The 16,534-nt window shown below is 62.6% G+C and carries 13 protein-coding genes; 7 read left to right on the forward strand and 6 right to left on the reverse strand.

Annotation, left to right across the window (positions count from 1 at the left end):
- Positions 1-297: 297 nt before the first annotated feature.
- On the forward strand, positions 298-1,197 hold the full coding sequence (locus V2B23_RS28045) for a DUF3472 domain-containing protein (RefSeq protein ID WP_430953256.1): 900 nt from the start codon (positions 298-300) through the stop codon (positions 1,195-1,197).
- A gap of 6 nt (positions 1,198-1,203) precedes the next feature.
- On the opposite strand, the gene V2B23_RS28050 is transcribed toward V2B23_RS28045, so the two are convergent.
- A complete protein-coding gene (locus V2B23_RS28050; protein ID WP_430953258.1) occupies positions 1,204-2,790 on the reverse strand; it encodes an adenylate/guanylate cyclase domain-containing protein in 1,587 nt (528 codons plus the stop codon).
- A gap of 42 nt (positions 2,791-2,832) precedes the next feature.
- Here V2B23_RS28050 and nucS point away from each other — a divergent pair, with 42 nt between their 5' ends.
- On the forward strand, positions 2,833-3,507 hold the full coding sequence (gene nucS / locus V2B23_RS28055; protein ID WP_430953259.1) for an endonuclease NucS: 675 nt from the start codon (positions 2,833-2,835) through the stop codon (positions 3,505-3,507).
- On the forward strand, positions 3,507-3,839 hold the full coding sequence (locus tag V2B23_RS28060; RefSeq protein WP_430953260.1) for an ATP/GTP-binding protein: 333 nt from the start codon (positions 3,507-3,509) through the stop codon (positions 3,837-3,839). The genes nucS and V2B23_RS28060 overlap by 1 nt, the downstream gene beginning before the upstream one ends.
- Before the next feature lie 4 nt (positions 3,840-3,843).
- Here V2B23_RS28060 and V2B23_RS28065 read toward each other — a convergent pair whose 3' ends face one another.
- Both V2B23_RS28065 and mce read right to left on the reverse strand, forming a co-directional pair.
- A complete protein-coding gene (locus V2B23_RS28065) occupies positions 3,844-4,863 on the reverse strand; it encodes a hypothetical protein (protein ID WP_033237401.1) in 1,020 nt (339 codons plus the stop codon).
- Between the two features lie 40 nt (positions 4,864-4,903).
- Positions 4,904-5,377 carry a methylmalonyl-CoA epimerase gene (mce, locus tag V2B23_RS28070; protein ID WP_033237402.1) on the reverse strand — a complete coding sequence of 158 codons (474 nt, stop codon included), beginning with the start codon at positions 5,375-5,377 and terminating at the stop codon, positions 4,904-4,906.
- Between the two features lie 108 nt (positions 5,378-5,485).
- On the opposite strand from mce, the gene V2B23_RS28075 reads away from it, so the two are divergent.
- From V2B23_RS28075 to V2B23_RS28085, 3 genes are all read left to right on the forward strand, one after another.
- Positions 5,486-6,679, forward strand: coding sequence for an acetyl-CoA C-acetyltransferase (locus V2B23_RS28075; protein ID WP_430952867.1), 1,194 nt, complete (start codon positions 5,486-5,488; stop codon positions 6,677-6,679).
- Between the two features lie 101 nt (positions 6,680-6,780).
- Positions 6,781-7,143: a DUF3817 domain-containing protein gene (locus tag V2B23_RS28080; protein ID WP_430953261.1), complete on the forward strand. Its 363-nt coding sequence runs from the start codon at positions 6,781-6,783 to the stop codon at positions 7,141-7,143.
- 105 nt (positions 7,144-7,248) lie between these two features.
- Positions 7,249-8,142 (forward strand): tetratricopeptide repeat protein, encoded by an 894-nt coding sequence (locus V2B23_RS28085; RefSeq protein WP_430953262.1) that lies wholly within the window; start codon positions 7,249-7,251, stop codon positions 8,140-8,142.
- Positions 8,143-8,160: 18 nt separating this feature from the next.
- Here the strand turns inward: V2B23_RS28085 and V2B23_RS28090 are convergent, their stop codons facing one another.
- The 3 genes from V2B23_RS28090 to V2B23_RS28100 are packed head-to-tail and all read right to left on the reverse strand — an operon-like array spanning position 8,161 to position 13,807.
- Entirely contained in the window at positions 8,161-9,609 is a 1,449-nt protein-coding gene (locus tag V2B23_RS28090; protein ID WP_430953278.1) for a neutral zinc metallopeptidase, read from the reverse strand.
- Positions 9,609-11,807 (reverse strand): 1,4-alpha-glucan branching protein GlgB, encoded by a 2,199-nt coding sequence (glgB, locus tag V2B23_RS28095; RefSeq protein ID WP_430953263.1) that lies wholly within the window; start codon positions 11,805-11,807, stop codon positions 9,609-9,611. Before glgB ends, V2B23_RS28090 begins: the two co-directional genes overlap by 1 nt.
- Entirely contained in the window at positions 11,807-13,807 is a 2,001-nt protein-coding gene (locus V2B23_RS28100) for a maltotransferase domain-containing protein (protein ID WP_430953264.1), read from the reverse strand. The genes glgB and V2B23_RS28100 overlap by 1 nt, the downstream gene beginning before the upstream one ends.
- A 120-nt stretch (positions 13,808-13,927) precedes the next feature.
- Between V2B23_RS28100 and glgP the strand changes: the two genes are divergently transcribed.
- Positions 13,928-16,528 carry an alpha-glucan family phosphorylase gene (glgP, locus tag V2B23_RS28105; protein ID WP_430953265.1) on the forward strand — a complete coding sequence of 867 codons (2,601 nt, stop codon included), beginning with the start codon at positions 13,928-13,930 and terminating at the stop codon, positions 16,526-16,528.
- Positions 16,529-16,534 lie beyond the last annotated feature (6 nt).

Here is a 16,534-nt window from a genome sequence, read left to right on the forward strand (position 1 = left end):
CCGATGGTACTGCACTCGACAGGGTGTGGGAGAGTAGGACACCGCCGAACACAACTTGAGAAAGCCCCCAACCTTCATGGTTGGGGGCTTTTTCGTGTCCCCGAAACATGAAGCTCATATACAGACAATCGTAGATTTGCAATCGAATGTAAGAATTCGGATATATCTATTCATTGATTGCAAATAGAACAGTCGAATTTACTTCTATGTCTGAATTCGATGAAAATACTCGAGAATTCGGAAATAGTTTCTCAAATCGTGTATTCGTGAATTGTTTTGATGTGTACGTTGCCAGGTATGAAAAGACTGGTAGGCGCATCAATAGTTGCAGTGGGATCCGTCTGTGCACTTGTCGGGGTGGCGAGTGCTGCCGCGCCTGGGGCGTCGTCGATACCCGCCGGCAATCCGCAGCATTTCATCTCCTACGACGTGACTCCCCGCACGCCGGTTGAAACGATCGACAGTTTCCATTACACGGTTGCGGTGGACACTCCTTTGAGCTCCGATTATGTCTACTATGCCCAGTATCAGATATTTGAGAAGGGTGGAGCCGGCTACTACTCGGGCATTCAGCCGCACCCGGACGGCACCGCCGGCGTTCGGTTCTCGTTGTTCGGTGCCGGTGGTGTGCCGCTGTCTTCGGAATGTCGATCGGGCGCTGACGGTGGCAATGGTGTCACCTGTGCAATTGATGTTCCCTATTCGCGGGGAACGGCGTATTCCTTCGACATCACGAAGTCGGGTTCGTCGTCGACGGCAACAACGTGGTCGGGAACGATCACCAATGATTCCACCGGAGTGGTCACAAAGATGGGGTCGTGGTCCACTCCAGCTGCATTCGGTGGACTGAAGAGTACGACTATCGGCTTCATCGAGAAGTTCTCCGGGATCAAGACGTGTGCCGACATTCCGGATGTGAGCGTGAGGTACTCGAAGGTGTCTTTCGGGAACGACAACCCGTCGTCTGGAGCAAAGATCTGGCCAAGTTCGAATGGCGGCAGCGGCATTTACACCTGTCTCGGTGTGACGCCCGCACAGTCTGCGTCCACCGTCGGTCAGTTCAACATTGCCAGCGGTGACAGTACGGTCAGCCCGGTATCGCCGACAACAGGTGTATCGCCGACAGTGCCGGTATCCCCAGAGCCCGATCCGTCAACGTCGATACTGAATCAACTCGGGGAAATCTTCGGCTCGTAACCGGATTCAGTCCGTCGGCGGAACGGGGGTCGATACAAGGCCTTCCGCCGGCTCACGAGGAATCGCAAGTTCTGTCTCTTCGAGGCGGCCGCGCAGTGTGATGCTGTCGGTGATCTGCCACTGGTCGGCTTCGCTGTTGTGTGCCGCCGCAACCGCGCGGCCTGACGCTGCCAGGTTTCCCGGTACTGTCTTGGCCACCTCGGAGAGACGGGCCGCTTCGTTCACGGGATCACCGATCACGGTGTACTCGAATCTTTCACGCGCGCCGACATTTCCGGCAACTGCGATACCTGACGCGACGCCGATGCCGGCATTGATTTCAGGTACTTCGGCGCATAGACGGATCTGGATCTGTCTGGCCGCTGCGAGCGCGCTGCCCGCATGGTTGTCGATCCGGTTCGGCGCACCGAAGATGGCAAGGGCCGCGTCGCCCTCGAATTTGTTGACAAATCCGCCGTGCCCGTCGACCTCGTCGACGATGACGTCGAAGAATCTGTTCAGCAATGCGACGACGGCGGTAGGGGTGTTTGTCGAGGCGATCGTGGTGGAACCGATGACATCGACAAAGAGAACGGATACATCACGTTCCTCGCCGCCGAGTTCGGGATTCTGACGCATCGCGTTGGCCGCAACCTCATGCCCGACGTGTCGTCCGAACAGGTCGCGAATGCGTTCACGCTCCCGCAGTCCTTCGGCCATTCGATTGAAACCGGTTTGGAGCAAGCCCAATTCGGTGCCGTCGTAGACAACGACGTGAGCACTCAGATCGCCGCGGGTGACTTGCTCCATGCCTCGGCGAACGGATCGGATTGGCGCCGCGGCAGATCGAATGTTGATATAGGTCAGCCCGAGTCCGACGCACAGGGTGATTCCGCCGATCACCAGAATGGCGATTGCAAGAGCCTGTCCGGAGGCTGGGCGGATGAAGCTGAAGATCGCGATCAACATCAAGCCGGTGACGGGGACACCGCTGCCGAGCATCCAGACCAGGATGGTGCGCCCGGTAATCCCGAGCACCGCGGATTTGCGGGGTGTCCCGGATTCGAGGGCGCGGGCTGCGATGGGACGAAGCGCGAACTCGCTGAGGAGATAACAGAACGCGCAGGTCGTGATTCCGCTGAAAGCTATGGTGAACAACACTTTCGGGATGGTGTTGGCGTCGACGATCCCGTACATGGTGGTGAATGTGGCTAACGCCACCGACCACAGGACGACCTGAACGCGAGTAAGACGCCACGGTCCGCGTAGCGCGGCGCGTTGATTCTCCGCTGTCGGCGGGACGTTGTCCGTTGCCCAGCGAAGATCATGGATGAGGCGTGTAGTTCCCCAGAGCAGCCCGACGATGAAAACGCACGCTGTGAATATCGGCACCGCGATGAAGTTGATCCACGCGAACTCCGATCGCATGATGCTCGGGCCTGGAACAACAACTCCGATGAGAACGACGGCCAGAACGGACCCGATCAGATTAGTGACCAGGAGCGGAGCAGTGAGGAGGGCTTGGACGCGAATGCGTCGTCGGCGGGGACTCTCGTCTGTTGATCCGAGCAGCCACGACCCTAGGGGCGCGCTCGGGACGTTGCTTGGCTGCATAGTGTGTCGAGACTAGTCGCACCGATCGCTTAGGGTGGTGCAGTGCGCTTAGTTATAGCTCGTTGCCGAGTCGACTACGTAGGTCGATTGACCTCCCATCTGCCCACCGCCAGACGACTTTTGTTGGTCAAAGCGGACGGCTCCGTCAGCATCCATGCTGATGACCGGGCTTACAAGCCGCTCAACTGGATGAGCCCGCCGTGCTGGTTGGTCGAGACCACGGGTGACGGTGACGACCTTTTGTGGGTCGTGACCAACAAGGCCGGCGAAGAACTGCGGATCACCCTCGAAGAGGTCGAACATGATTCGTCGTACGAACTCGGTATCGATCCTGGTTTGATCAAGGACGGCGTCGAGGCGCACCTGCAAGAGCTTCTCGCAGAGCATGTCGAAACGCTGGGTAAGGGCTACACCCTGGTACGACGCGAATATATGACGGCCATCGGGCCGGTCGACCTTCTGGTTCGTGATGCCGATGGTGCTTCGGTTGCCGTCGAGATCAAGCGTCGCGGTGAGATCGACGGTGTCGAGCAGTTGACGCGCTATCTCGAATTGCTCAACCGTGATCCACTGCTCGCTCCGGTGACGGGAGTGTTTGCAGCGCAACAGATCAAGCCGCAGGCCAAGACCTTGGCAACCGACCGCGGGATTCGCTGCCTTGTCCTCGACTACGAGGCCTTGCGCGGGACCGAGAGCACCGAGTTCCGGCTTTTCTAATGCCTCGCCGCAAACCGATGCCGAAACAATCTCGTCGTACGGGCAGTCGACGAGGTCCGGCCTCGGAAGAACCGCGGGGTGTGCTTTTTGGTGGGGCGGTGGTCCGGGAAGAACCCGGACCGGGCGGCGAGCTGTACATGGTTCGGCCGATTCCGGGAGCCAATGCCACGAAGTTCTATCGATGCCCCGGTTGCGACCACGACATCAGGCCGGGAGTTGCGCATGTGGTGACGTGGCCGTCGGAGCCTGGTGGGGCTGCGGAGCGTCGGCACTGGCACACCGGATGCTGGTCAGGCCGCGGCACCCGCAGCCTGACCAGACGGTGGTCGTGACGGATCAGTTTCGGGACTGCGCCCGCTGCTCGACCTCGCGGGTGTCGATTTCGGCAGTGTTGGTGTCTTCGATATCGTCCGAGTCGTCGGTTTCCGGTTCGGACTCTGTGTAACTGGTTTCCTCGTACTCGTCGTCGGTGAATTCCGAGGACGGCGGCGTGGTCGGCGCGTCGAGCAATTCGCTCTCACGGTTGACGGAGGCGAGCATCGCGGGTACCGAATCGAGCTGACCGCGGATTCCCAGGAGTTGCGCGAGAATACGGCCACGCAGAACACGCAGTTCTTCGGCAAGTTCCTTGGCGTGAGCGATCTTTCGCTCGGACTGATCTGTCGCGGCCTGTAGGCGACGCTGAGCTTCGCGGGTGGCGTCGGTCAATCGTCGTTCGGCTTCTGCCTTGCTGGATGCTTCGAGTTCGTCGACTGCGGCAACAACCTTGGCGCGTCGTTCGGCCATCGAGATGTCGAAATCCTCGCGAATCTGAGTTCGCTTTGCCTCGGATTCGGCGGCCAGACGGTCGCGCTCGGCCTGCGCGGCTTCGACGATGCGCGCCGCTTCGGTCTTGGCCTGCAACATGGTCTGCTCGTGCATGGTTTCCATCGCGTTGCGGCGGTCGTCGAGCTCCGCGATCAACGACTCGTAGTGCCCACGTAGGCGGGCACCGTCCTGCTCGGCGATGGAGGTCATCTCTGCTGCGTCGGCCTCGGCCTTGGCACGGACCTCGGATGCTTCGTCGGACGCCAGTCGGAGCATGCGGCTGATGCGATCGCTCATGCCCTCCGCGGTGGTGGGCGGAACGGACAGGCGGTCGACGTCCTTACGGAGATCGTCGATGTCGTCGCGGGCATCGTCCAACTGCTTGGCAAGGTCGCGGGCTTGCGCGGCTGCGGCATCGCGATCCGCAGCCGTCACACGCAGTTCTACGTCGAATCGCTCGAAGTAGTTGCGTACCTCGTCGCGGTCGTATCCCTTCCGTGCGATCTGAAACGGAAGTTGAATGGAACCGCGGTCCTGCTCGTATGCCATGGCGATAATCTACCTGGCATACCTGCAGGAGTCGGGCCTACTAGTGCGACGCGGCCGGTTCGACCAGTTCGACGAGCACACCGCCGGCGTCCTTCGGGTGGATGAAGTTGATGCGTGAGTTCGCGGTGCCGCGCCTCGGTGCGTCGTAGAGCAACCGGACGCCGCGTGCACGGAGCTCGTCGGAAATAGCTTCGATGTCGGTGACGCGGTACGCGAGCTGCTGCAGTCCGGGGCCGCTGCGGTCGATGAACTTGGCGATAGTCGAGTTCTCGTCGAGGGGTGCGAGCAACTGAACGGCCGTGGAGCCCGCCGGTGCACCGACGACGGAGAGCATGGCTTCGCGCACGCCCTGTGCTTCGTTGACCTCTTCGTGGGTCGAGACCATGCCCAGGTGCTGGGTGTACCACGCGATGGCGACATCGAGGTCGGGAACGGCAATTCCGACGTGGTCGATGGCGACGACGAGGTCGGAGGACAGCGCTGCGAGAGCGGGACTGGGGGAGGTCTGTGTCATACCGTTCACGGTAGCGCTACCGTTTAAGTAGTACACGTCGGGATGTGACTTGGCTCGTATACCACGTGCGCCCGAAGACTATGTCTCTTTTTGCAGCCGGAGGAAATCGTGACCAGTTCTGTGATTGTTGCCGGAGCCCGTACCCCGATGGGTCGTTTGATGGGTTCGTTGAAGGACCTGTCCGGGTCCGATCTCGGCGCCGTCGCCATCAAGGGCGCCCTCGATAAGGCCGGTGTCGCCCCCGAGCAGGTCGAGTACGTCATCATGGGTCAGGTGCTCACCGCCGGAGCCGGCCAGATGCCCGCCCGCCAAGCTGCCGTCGCCGCGGGCATCCCGATGAGCGTTCCCGCCCTGAGCATCAACAAGGTGTGCCTCTCCGGTGTCGACGCCATCGCCCTGGCGGATCAGCTGATCCGCGCCGGCGAATTCGACGTCGTCGTCGCCGGCGGTCAGGAATCGATGTCCCGCGCACCGCACATGCTCGAAAAAAGCCGCGAAGGGTTCAAGTACGGCGACGTCACGATGCGGGACCACATGGCCTACGACGGCCTGCACGACATCTTCACCGATCAGGCGATGGGACTGCTCACTGAGCAGGTCAATCAACAGGACGACACCCACATCACCCGCGCGGAGCAGGACGCCTTTGCCGCGGCCTCGCACCAGAACGCGGCCCGCGCCTGGAAAGACGGCCTCTTCGACAACGAGGTCGTCCCCGTCTCGATCCCGCAGCGCAAGGGCGATCCGATCGTCTTCGCGCAGGACGAGGGCATCCGCGCCGACACCACCGTCGAATCCCTCGGCAAGTTGCGTCCCGCGTTCAGCAAGGACGGCACCATCACCGCCGGCTCCGCCTCACCGATCTCCGACGGCGCCGCCGCCGTGGTCGTGATGAGCAAAGCCAAAGCCGAAGAACTCGGCCTGGACTGGATCGCGGAGATCGGCGCCCACGGTGTGGTCGCGGGACCCGATTCGACCCTGCAGTCCCAGCCGGCGCGGGCCATCGCGAAGGCCTGCGCGAAGGAAGGCATCACGCCCGCCGATCTCGATCTCGTCGAGATCAACGAGGCATTCGCGGCCGTCGGTATCGCCTCGACGCGGGAGCTCGGCCTCGATCCGGCGAAGGTCAACGTCAACGGCGGCGCCATCGCCGTCGGGCACCCCCTCGGGATGTCCGGAGCTCGCATCGCACTGCACCTGGCACTCGAGTTGGCTCGCCGCGGCGGCGGCATCGGCGCGGCCGCACTGTGCGGCGGCGGTGGACAGGGCGACGCACTGATCGTCCGCGTACCGAAGGCCTGAGCGTCTAAATACACCTGAACACCTCAGTTCGCTCTACGACGCCTCGTGGTATTTCTCACACCACTACGGGGCGTCGTAGTTGTTCGGGCACAATGGGGTTCATGGCGAACGTCTTCGATCTCAGTACCACCGCAAAGCGGTTCCGTTTCATTGCCGTCCTCGAGGCCTTCACGTGGCTCGGATTGCTGGTCGGAATGGCGTTCAAGTACATCCCCGAAGAGGGAATGGTGGCCGGCGTCAAGATCTTCGGTCCCTTCCATGGCGCCGTGTTCGTCATCTACATCCTGGTTGCGCTCTGGACTGCAAAGCAGTTGAAGTGGAATCTGGTCACCACGTTCTGGGCACTGTTTGCCAGCATCCCGCCGTTCGGCACGATCGTTTTCGAAGCGTGGGCCGCGCGCACAGGCAAGTTGGCGGAACTGTCCAAGGTGAACACAGCCGCTTCAGACCCCGCGCTCGCTTAAGTGAAGTAGGCCTCTTCGAAGGTTCCGGCAACTCGTGACAAACTGGGACTTGTGACTCGACCAGGATCCAGGCCCCCAGCGCGTTCGTCAGCAGTTGCAGCCGCTATGAGCGGCGCAGTCGACTTGTCCGTTCTCAAAGAGCGGGCCACGGCCCCACCTCCGCGTAATCCCAGCGGCGACGGGGCCGTTTCTGCTGCCAATGGGTCTGTCGTCGAGGTGACGGAAGCGAACTTCGAGGCCGAAGTTCTGGTCAAGTCGAGCCAGGTGCCCGTGATCGTCAATCTGGGTGGGCGCGCGTACGAGCCGTCTGTTGTTTTCACCGAGGTGCTGGAGCGGTTAGCCGCGCAGGCCGGTGGCCAGTGGATTCTTGCGAACGTCGACGTCGATGTGAGCCCCCAGATCGCGCAGGCCTTCGGAATCCAGTCGGTGCCGACGGTTGTTGCCGTCGCCGCCGGCCAGCCGTTGGCCGATTTCCAGGGCGCACAGCCCGAAGAGCAGTTGACTCAGTGGTTTGCCGCTGTTCTGCAAGCTACCGCCGGCAAGCTCAGTGGTCCTGCTCCGACGGCTGAGAGCGACGAACCAGAAGTGGAAGATCCACGGTTCGTTGCTGCCGAAACAGCTCTCGACGCCGGTGATCTCGACGGTGCGATTGCCGCCTACCAGGTGATTCTCGACGCCGAGCCCGCAAACGCTGAGGCCCTCAACGCTGTTCGCCAGGTCAAGTTCATGGCGCGTGCCCAGAACACCGACCCCGATGCCGTCGCGGCCGCCGACGCAGATCCGTCGAATGCCGAACTGCAGTTTGCGGCAGCGGACCTGGAGATGGCCGGACAGAAGCCGGAAGCAGCTTTTGCTCGCCTCATCGGCGTCGTGTCACGCAGTGCAGGAGACGACAAGGCAGCAGCGCGGACGCGTCTGCTCGAACTCTTCGAATTGTTCGATCCCGCTGAGCCCATGGTGATGGCAGCGCGCCGCAAACTGGCGGCAGCGCTCTACTAGGCCTCCCGCGACTGGCCGCTACTCCGTGTAGCGGCTGTCGCAGGACACCTGCCCACCAAGCACACCGGTACGGAAGGCGTCGACCCGGGCGAAGCCGCTCGGGACGGTGTCGCCGTTGACGTCGCTGGCAGCCAACCCGTCCGTCAACAAGCCGGAGACTGCTTCGTCGAGGTCGCCCGGGGACAGGGTGACCTGCGCACCGGACTCGGCTGCGTTGGTGGGGCTCAGTGCGGCTGTGATCACTCCGGCCAAGCACGCCGCCCGCAGCGCGGTCTGTGGTGTGTCGAGTGCCTGGCCACGTTGCTGCTGCATCGCGAGGGTGTACCGCGACGCGAGCAGCACGTATGCGTTGTAGTCACCGGTGATGTCGGTCTGCATCAATTCGCGTCGACCGGGCCGTCCCGGCGTTCCGCGTTCCGCCAGTTCGTCGACGTTGATGCCGATGGTGTTGGTCGAGGGGCAGAACGAGACCGGTTCGGTGGCGACGGCGTCGGCGCATCCGGTGTCCGCGCCGGTGAAGGTGACTGTCGGCGGATTCTCCAATTCGAAGACCGACTGGAACGTCGTCAGGAACTCCTGCAGGGTTTCCTCGGTGACGGGAAGTTCTCCTGAATCGTCTTCGGAGTCGAATTGCTGGGGCAGTTCGGCCCGCCGGGATTCGATTTCTTCCTGGTCGATCCGCGTGCAGGCAGACGCGCCGTCGGTGAACCCGATCTGAGTTGCGGTGACGCGTTCGAACGCGGAACCGTGGTGTGAGTCGGGATCGTTGGGATCGTCGTCACGGATAGCGACCGCAGAGGCGAGCACCTTGTTCAGGCCGTCGGATGTGTTCATGGTGAAGTGTGCTGCCTTGTCCTCGGCAACGTGCCGCAGGAATGCACCACCGAAGCAGTCGGCCTGCTGTTCGCGCACCAAGGCCGATTCGGACCCACCTTCGACGATTCCGGCTTTGCGCTGGACGGCATGGCCGTACTCGTGCGCGAAGATGAACGCGACGGCGACGTCCCCGAACTTTTCCTGCACCTCGGGAAGGAGAAGTTCGCGATCCCAGCCGATGGTGTGGTCGAGGCTGCAGTAGCCGGCGTTGATGAGGTCTTCGGTGGTCTCTTCGCAGAAGTCCGGGCCGTTCGATTCGGTGGGATCCCAGGAGATCAGCGTGTCGACGGGTTGGAACGGCTCGTTGAACAGGGTCGGATACTGCGTGTTCCAATAGGTTTCGATGTCGGTGATCGCGTTGGCAGCGAGGGCGTCGATCGAACCGCCGTTGGTGCCGACGATGTCGCGTTCGGCGTCGGGCGCACCGGGCCGCAGACCACTCGGACCGGACGACGCGTCGAGGCCGGCAACGCGGAACGGATCGTGGTAGATCGAGACGGCCTGGCCGCTCGACGTCTGCGAACAGCCGGTCAACACGGCAGCAGTTGCCAACAACGACGAAGTGACTAGTGCTGCTCGCCGGCCCACCATCAACGCTCCAGACTGATCCATATCGCGCCGTTGGCGGGAAGTGCGACCTGAGCTGACGCCGGCCGACCGTGCCACGACTGCGACGTCGCTGTGACCGCACCGAGGTTGCCCACCCCCGAGCCGCCGTACGTCTGCGCATCGGTGTTGAGGATTTCCACCCATCGGCCGGGCTCCGGTAGCCCGACGCGGTAGCTCGAGTGTTCGCTGCCCGAGAAGTTGAAGAGGCAGGCGACAATCGAGCCGTCAGTACCGTAACGCAGAAAACTCAGAACGTTGTTCTCGGTGTCGTTGGCGTCGATCCACGAGTAACCGCCAGGTGAAGTGTCCAGGGTCCACATCGCCGGATGCCGGCGGTAGGCAGAGTTGAGATCGCTGACCAGTTTCATCGCGCCGCGGTGGAGATTGCCGGTGTCGGGGTCGTCGAGTTGCCACCAGTCGAGGCCTCGTTCTTCGGACCATTCGGCGGTCTGGCCGAACTCCTGGCCCATGAACAGGAGTTGCTTGCCCGGGTGTGCCCACATGTAGGCGAGGAGCGCGCGAAGCCCCGCGGCTTTCGCGAAATCGTTGCCGGGCATACGTGTCCACAAGGTTCCCTTGCCGTGGACGACTTCGTCGTGGCTGATGGGCAGCAGGTAGTTCTCGCTCCACGCGTACATCAGCGAGAAGGTGATCTCGTGATGGTGGTAGGTGCGGTGGACGGGGTCGCGGCCCAGGAATCCCAGGGTGTCGTGCATCCACCCCATGTTCCATTTCATGTTGAATCCGAGACCGCCGACATTGGTCGCGCGCGTGACCCCAGGCCACGCGGTCGATTCCTCGGCAACGGTGACAACGCCACGATGCTTCTTGTGGACGGTGGCGTTCATCTCCTGAAGGAAGGCAACTGCTTCCAGGTTCTCGCGGCCGCCGTGAATGTTGGGAGTCCAGCCCCCCTCGGGGCGGGAATAGTCCAGGTAGAGCATGGACGCGACCGCATCGACGCGGAGGCCGTCGATGTGGAATTCGTCGAGCCAGAACAGTGCGTTGGCAACGAGGAAGTTGCGGACCTCACGTCGACCGAAGTCGAATACGTATGTACCCCAGTCCAACTGCTCGCCGCGTTGTGGATCGGCATGTTCGTAGAGCGGAGTGCCGTCGAAGCGGGCCAGTGCCCACTCGTCCTTGGGGAAGTGGGCGGGAACCCAGTCGACGAGGACGCCGATGCCGGCGGCATGGAGGTGATCGACAAACCAGCGGAAATCGTCGGGTGTCCCGAATCGTGCGGTCGGAGCGTAGTACGACGTGACCTGATATCCCCAGGAACCGCCGAACGGGTGCTCTGCGACTGGGAGCAATTCGACGTGGGTGAACCCGGTTTCGGTGATGTACTGCGCGAGTTGCTCGGCCATCTGCCGGTAGTCGAGGCCAGGGCGCCAGGATCCGAGATGTACTTCGTACACACTCATCGGTGACTGGGCTGGGTCGATGTGGGCGCGAGCCTCGAGCCACTCTGCGTCGTGCCAGATGTGGGAACTGGTGCTCACCCGTGACGCCGTTGCCGGCGGTACTTCGGCGGCGAAGGCCATGGGATCGGCCTTGTCCGCTACCGAACCGTCTCGCCCGTGGACGCGGAACTTGTACAGTTCGCCTGCCGTGATTCCGGGCAGGAACAGTTCCCAGACTCCTGTCGAACCGAGGACGCGCATGGGCGCGAATTGCCCACCCCAGCCGTCGAAGTCGCCGATAACGGTGACTCCGCGGGCGGCGGGTGCCCACACCGCAAACGAGGTTCCCTCGACTACTCCGTCCGGCGTTTCGTAGCTGCGCGGGTGGGCGCCGAGGATGTCCCACAGGCGTTCGTGCCGACCCTCGCCGAAGAGGTGGAGATCAAGTTCGCCGAGTGTGGGGAGGAATCGGTAAGGATCGGCAACGACGACGGTATGACCACCGGGGTAGGTGACCGAGTACCGATAGTCCATGAGCTCCGGGTAGGGGACCAGTGCGGCGAACACTCCACCCGAAATGTGGCGGAGGGGAAAGGTCTTCCCGCCGATGACGGCGTCGACCGACTCGGCGTGTGGCCGAAGTGCACGCAGCACTGTTCCGTCGGGGTGTGTGTGCGCGCCGAGGACGCTGTGCGGATCGTGGTGTTCGCCGCGGGCAAGCAATTCCAGATCGTGGGGCTCTGGAGCAACTCCGGCAGGCAGTTCGGCGGCCATCATTTACCTCCGCGGTATGCCAGGGAAGTTCTGGCGGGGTAGGGAACTGGCGGTAGCGCAAGAATGTGGGCGACGGACCGCCACGGCTCGAGGCGAACGAAATTTGCTTGGCCCCACTGGTATTGCTCGCCGCTCACTTCGTCGAGCACGCTCATGTGGTCGTGCCATTCGCGCCCTAGTGCCGGCATGTCCAGCCAGATCGTTCCCTCTTCCGCGGCAAACGGATTGAGGTTGATGACGGTGAGTACGGCGTCGCCGGTGATCGGATCGAACTTCGAGTAGGCGATGATCGCGTCGTTGTCGATGTGGTGGAAATGCAGGTTGCGCAGTTGTTGCAGCGCGGGGTGCGCGCGGCGGATGCGGTTGAGCGTGGTGATCCAGGGCTCGAGGGATTCGCCGCGCGCAGCGGCTTCCGCGAACCGGCGCGGACGTAGTTCGTACTTCTCGGAGTCCAGATATTCTTCACTGCCGGGTCGCACCGCTTGGTGTTCGTAGAGTTCGTATCCGGAGTAGACGCCCCACGTCGGTGCGAGTGTCGCGGCGAGAGCTGCTCGCAGCGCGAACATTCCGGGTCCGCCGTGCTGTAGCGACTCGTGCAGGATGTCCGGGGTATTCACGAAGAGATTGGGGCGCGCCTCGTCGGCTTTGGCCGCGAGTTCGTTGCCGAATTCCGTGAGTTCCCACTTCGCGACACGCCATGTGAAGTACGTGTACGACTGCGTGAAGCCACGTCGGGCCAGGCCGTACATGCGGGCCGGCCGGGTGAACGCCTCGGCCAGGAAGAGCACGTCGGGGTCGGATTTCTTGACTTCGGAGATCAGCTTTTCCCAGAAGTTGGGCGGTTTGGTGTGGGGGTTGTCGACTCGAAAGATCTTGACCCCGGCGTTGATCCAGTGGCGAACGACCCGCAGGATTTCCTTGTCCAACCCGTCTGGGTCGATGTCGAAGTTGATCGGATAGATGTCCTGGTACTTCTTCGGTGGGTTCTCCGCGTAGGCGATGGTGCCGTCGGGCAGAACAGTGAACCACTCGGGATGCTTTGCTGCCCAAGGATGATCGGGCGCGCATTGGAGTGCGAGGTCGAGTGCCACTTCGAGGTCGAGTTTGCGTGCGCGCGAGACGAACGCCTTGAAATCCTTGAGCGTGCCGAGTTCCGGGTGAACCGCGTCGTGTCCACCGTCTGCAGAGCCGATGGCCCACGGCGATCCGACATCCCCGGGTTCGGGAGTGAGCGTGTTGTTGCGGCCCTTGCGGTTGATCTCACCGATCGGGTGAATCGGCGGCAGATAGACAACGTCGAAACCCATTGCGGCAATGCGCGGTAGATCCTCCGACGCGGTTTTGAACGTGCCGTGCTTCGGAACCCCGTTCTCGTCCCAGCCGCCGGTGGAGCGAGGGAAGAACTCGTACCACGATCCGAACAGTGCTCGGTTGCGGTCGACCAGCACGTTGTGCGGTTCGCCCTTGGTGACCAACTCGCGCAGGGGATGCGCCCGGAGCAACTCGGCGACATCCGACGCAAATGCGGGGGCGACCCGGGCTGTCACAGGCGCGGTGCTGCGCAGCGACGCCGTCACCGCCTCCAGTTTCGCGCGGTTGGCGCGGGGCTGTTCCTGGGCGGCTTGTTCGAAAAGCCGCGCGCCGATCTCGAGGTCGTTGGCTAGCTCTGTCGGGCCCTGTCCGACGGACAGTTTGGCTTCGACGGCGTGTTTCCAGGTTGCGACGGGATCACTCCACGCCTCGATCCGAAACGTCCAGAGTCCCTCGGTGGACGGGACGAACACGGCGTCAACGGTGTCCGGTTCGCTGCCCGGGTCCATCTGGATGCGTATCGGTTTGGTTCCGCGGGGTCCGCGCACGGTGAGGGTGGCCGCAACTGCGTCGTGGCCCTCTCGCCATACCGTGGCGTGTACGGGAAACACCTCACCCACTACGGCCTTGGCTGGATAGTTACCCGAGATCGCGGGTACCACGTCGTCGATACCGAGGCGTCCTGTCACGGGAAGCTCCATTTCTGATGGTGGAGTGTTACTGGTGTGGCCGAGTTCAACCGTAGTGGGTACAGCGCCTTGTCGTCGCTCCAGCGGACACGGTGGTTCAACTCGACTAGGGTTCGCGGGGTGAAAGCCTTGCGTCGGTTCACTGTCCGAGCCCACATTCCGGAGCGCCTTGCAGCGCTCGGCCCCTTGTCCACCAACTTGCGTTGGTCCTGGCATCCCGAGACTCAGGATCTGTTCTCGCGCCTGGACCCTGAACTCTGGCAAGCAGTTCAGTTCGATCCGGTTCGAATGCTCGGAGAGGTCGATCCCGCTCGGCTCGACGAGCTCAGCAGCGACGATACGTTTCTTGCCGACCTCGACACAGCAGCCGCCGATCTCGACGGCTACCTGAGCACTCCGCGCTGGTACCAGTCGCAACAGGCCAAGGGGGTGTCGCTGGCTGGGGGAATTGCGTACTTCTCCATGGAATTCGGCGTCAGCGAAGTTCTGCCGAACTATTCGGGTGGCCTGGGAATTCTGGCCGGCGATCATCTCAAGGCCGCATCGGATCTGGGACTGCCGCTGATCGGTGTCGGACTGCTCTATCGCTCCGGCTACTTCCGCCAGTCCCTGACAGCCGACGGGTGGCAGGCCGAGCACTACCCACCCCACGATCCGCAGGGGTTGCCTCTACGTTTGCTGACGGATGCCGGCCCGTCGTCCGACGACGGATCACCGGTAGTCATCCACGTTGCGATGCCAGGCGGGCGAGTCCTCCGGTCGCGGGTGTGGATCGCGCAGGTCGGCCGAGTGCCCCTGCTTCTCCTCGATTCGGACATCGCCGAGAACGATCCCGATCTCCGAGGCGTGACCGACCGGTTGTACGGCGGCGATCAGGATCACCGCATCAAGCAGGAAATCCTGGCGGGTATCGGTGGCGTACGTGCGGTTCGGGCGTACACCGCGGCGTACGGATTGCCCGATCCCGAGGTGTTCCACATGAACGAGGGCCACGCCGGTTTCCTCGGTATAGAACGAATCCGTGAACTTGTCACCACCAGCGGGCTGGATTTCGATTCGGCGTTGGCGGCCGTTCGCGCCGGAACGGTCTTCACGACCCACACTCCGGTGCCCGCCGGAATCGACCGCTTCCCGGCGGATCTGGTTCGCCACTACTTCGGCGGTTCCAACGGCGAGAACGAATCGACGCTGCTTCCCGGACTGACTGTCGATCGCATCGTCGGGATGGGCCGCGAGTCCGACCCGTCGATCTTCAACATGGCGCACATGGGCCTTCGCCTGGGCCAGCGCGCCAACGGTGTGTCGAAGCTGCACGGCATCGTCAGTCGCGACATGTTCAACGGTCTCTGGCCGGGATTCGACGCTGACGAGGTGCCGATCGGCTCGGTCACCAACGGTGTTCACGCACCTACCTGGGCGGCGCCGGAATGGATGAACGTCGCCCGCCGGATCGTCGGTCAGGATCAGCTCGAGGAATCGCGCGGCTGGGAACGCTTGCACGAACTGTCCGCCACGGAACTCTGGGAAACGCGCAACGACTTGCGCGGCAAGCTTGTCACCGAAGTGCGTCGACGCGTGAAAGCGTCGTGGCTCGAGCGCGGCGCCACCGAAGCCGAACTGGGTTGGACCAGTGGCGTTTTCGACCCCAATGTGTTGACTGTCGGATTTGCCAGGCGCGTGCCGACGTACAAGCGACTCACCCTGATGCTGCGCGACCCCGATCGACTACGTGCGATGCTGCTCGACGAACAGCGGCCAGTGCAGTTGGTGGTGGCCGGAAAGTCGCATCCCGCCGACGACGGTGGCAAAGCGCTCATTCAGCAAGTGGTGCGGTTTGCCGACGAGACGGATGTCCGTCATCGCATCGTCTTCCTGCCGGATTACGACATGTCGATGGCCCGGTACCTGTACTGGGGTTGCGATGTGTGGCTGAACAATCCGTTGCGCCCGTTGGAGGCGTGCGGAACCTCCGGGATGAAGTCTGCACTCAACGGCGGACTCAACCTCTCCATCCGTGACGGATGGTGGGACGAGATGTACGACGGTGAGAACGGGTGGGCAATCCCGACCGCCGACGGCGTCCTCGACGACGTTCGCCGTGACGATCTCGAAGCGAGCGCGCTCTACGAATTGCTCGAACACGCGGTGCTGCCTACGTTCTACGACCGTGACGCTGCCGACCTGCCGACGCGGTGGGTCGAGAAGGTTCGCCACACACTCGAGAATCTGGGCCCGAAGGTGTTGGCGTCACGCATGGTTCGTGACTACGCAGTGCAGTACTACGCGCCGTCGGCAGAATCTGCTCGGGCTGTGGTGGCCGACAGCTACGCCGGAGCGCGCGAGGTTGCCGAGTTCCGTCGACGCATCGAATCGCAGTGGCCGTCCGTGAGCGTCGTGCAGGTAGACGGTTCCGGGTTGCCGGATACCCCGGAAATCGGTGCGACTCTCTCGCTGAAGGCTCAGGTTCGTCTCGCTGATCTGTCGGTCTCCGACGTCGAGGTGCAAGCCGTCATCGGACGCGTCACTCCGGGTGAGGAACTGACCGATGTGGTCACCTTCCCGATGACGCATTTCGGTTCGGAGGATGGCGTCGAGATCTTCGAAGCGGAAGTGGCACTTCCGGTTTCGGGCTCGGTCGGCTACACGGTCAGGGTTCTCCCGCATCACCGTCTGCTGGTCGATGCATCTGAACTGGGATTGGTGACCACGCCGTCCCTGTAGTCCCAC

The sequence above is a fragment of the Rhodococcus sp. 24CO genome (assembly GCF_050586165.1).
GTDB lineage: Bacteria > Actinomycetota > Actinomycetes > Mycobacteriales > Mycobacteriaceae > Rhodococcus_F.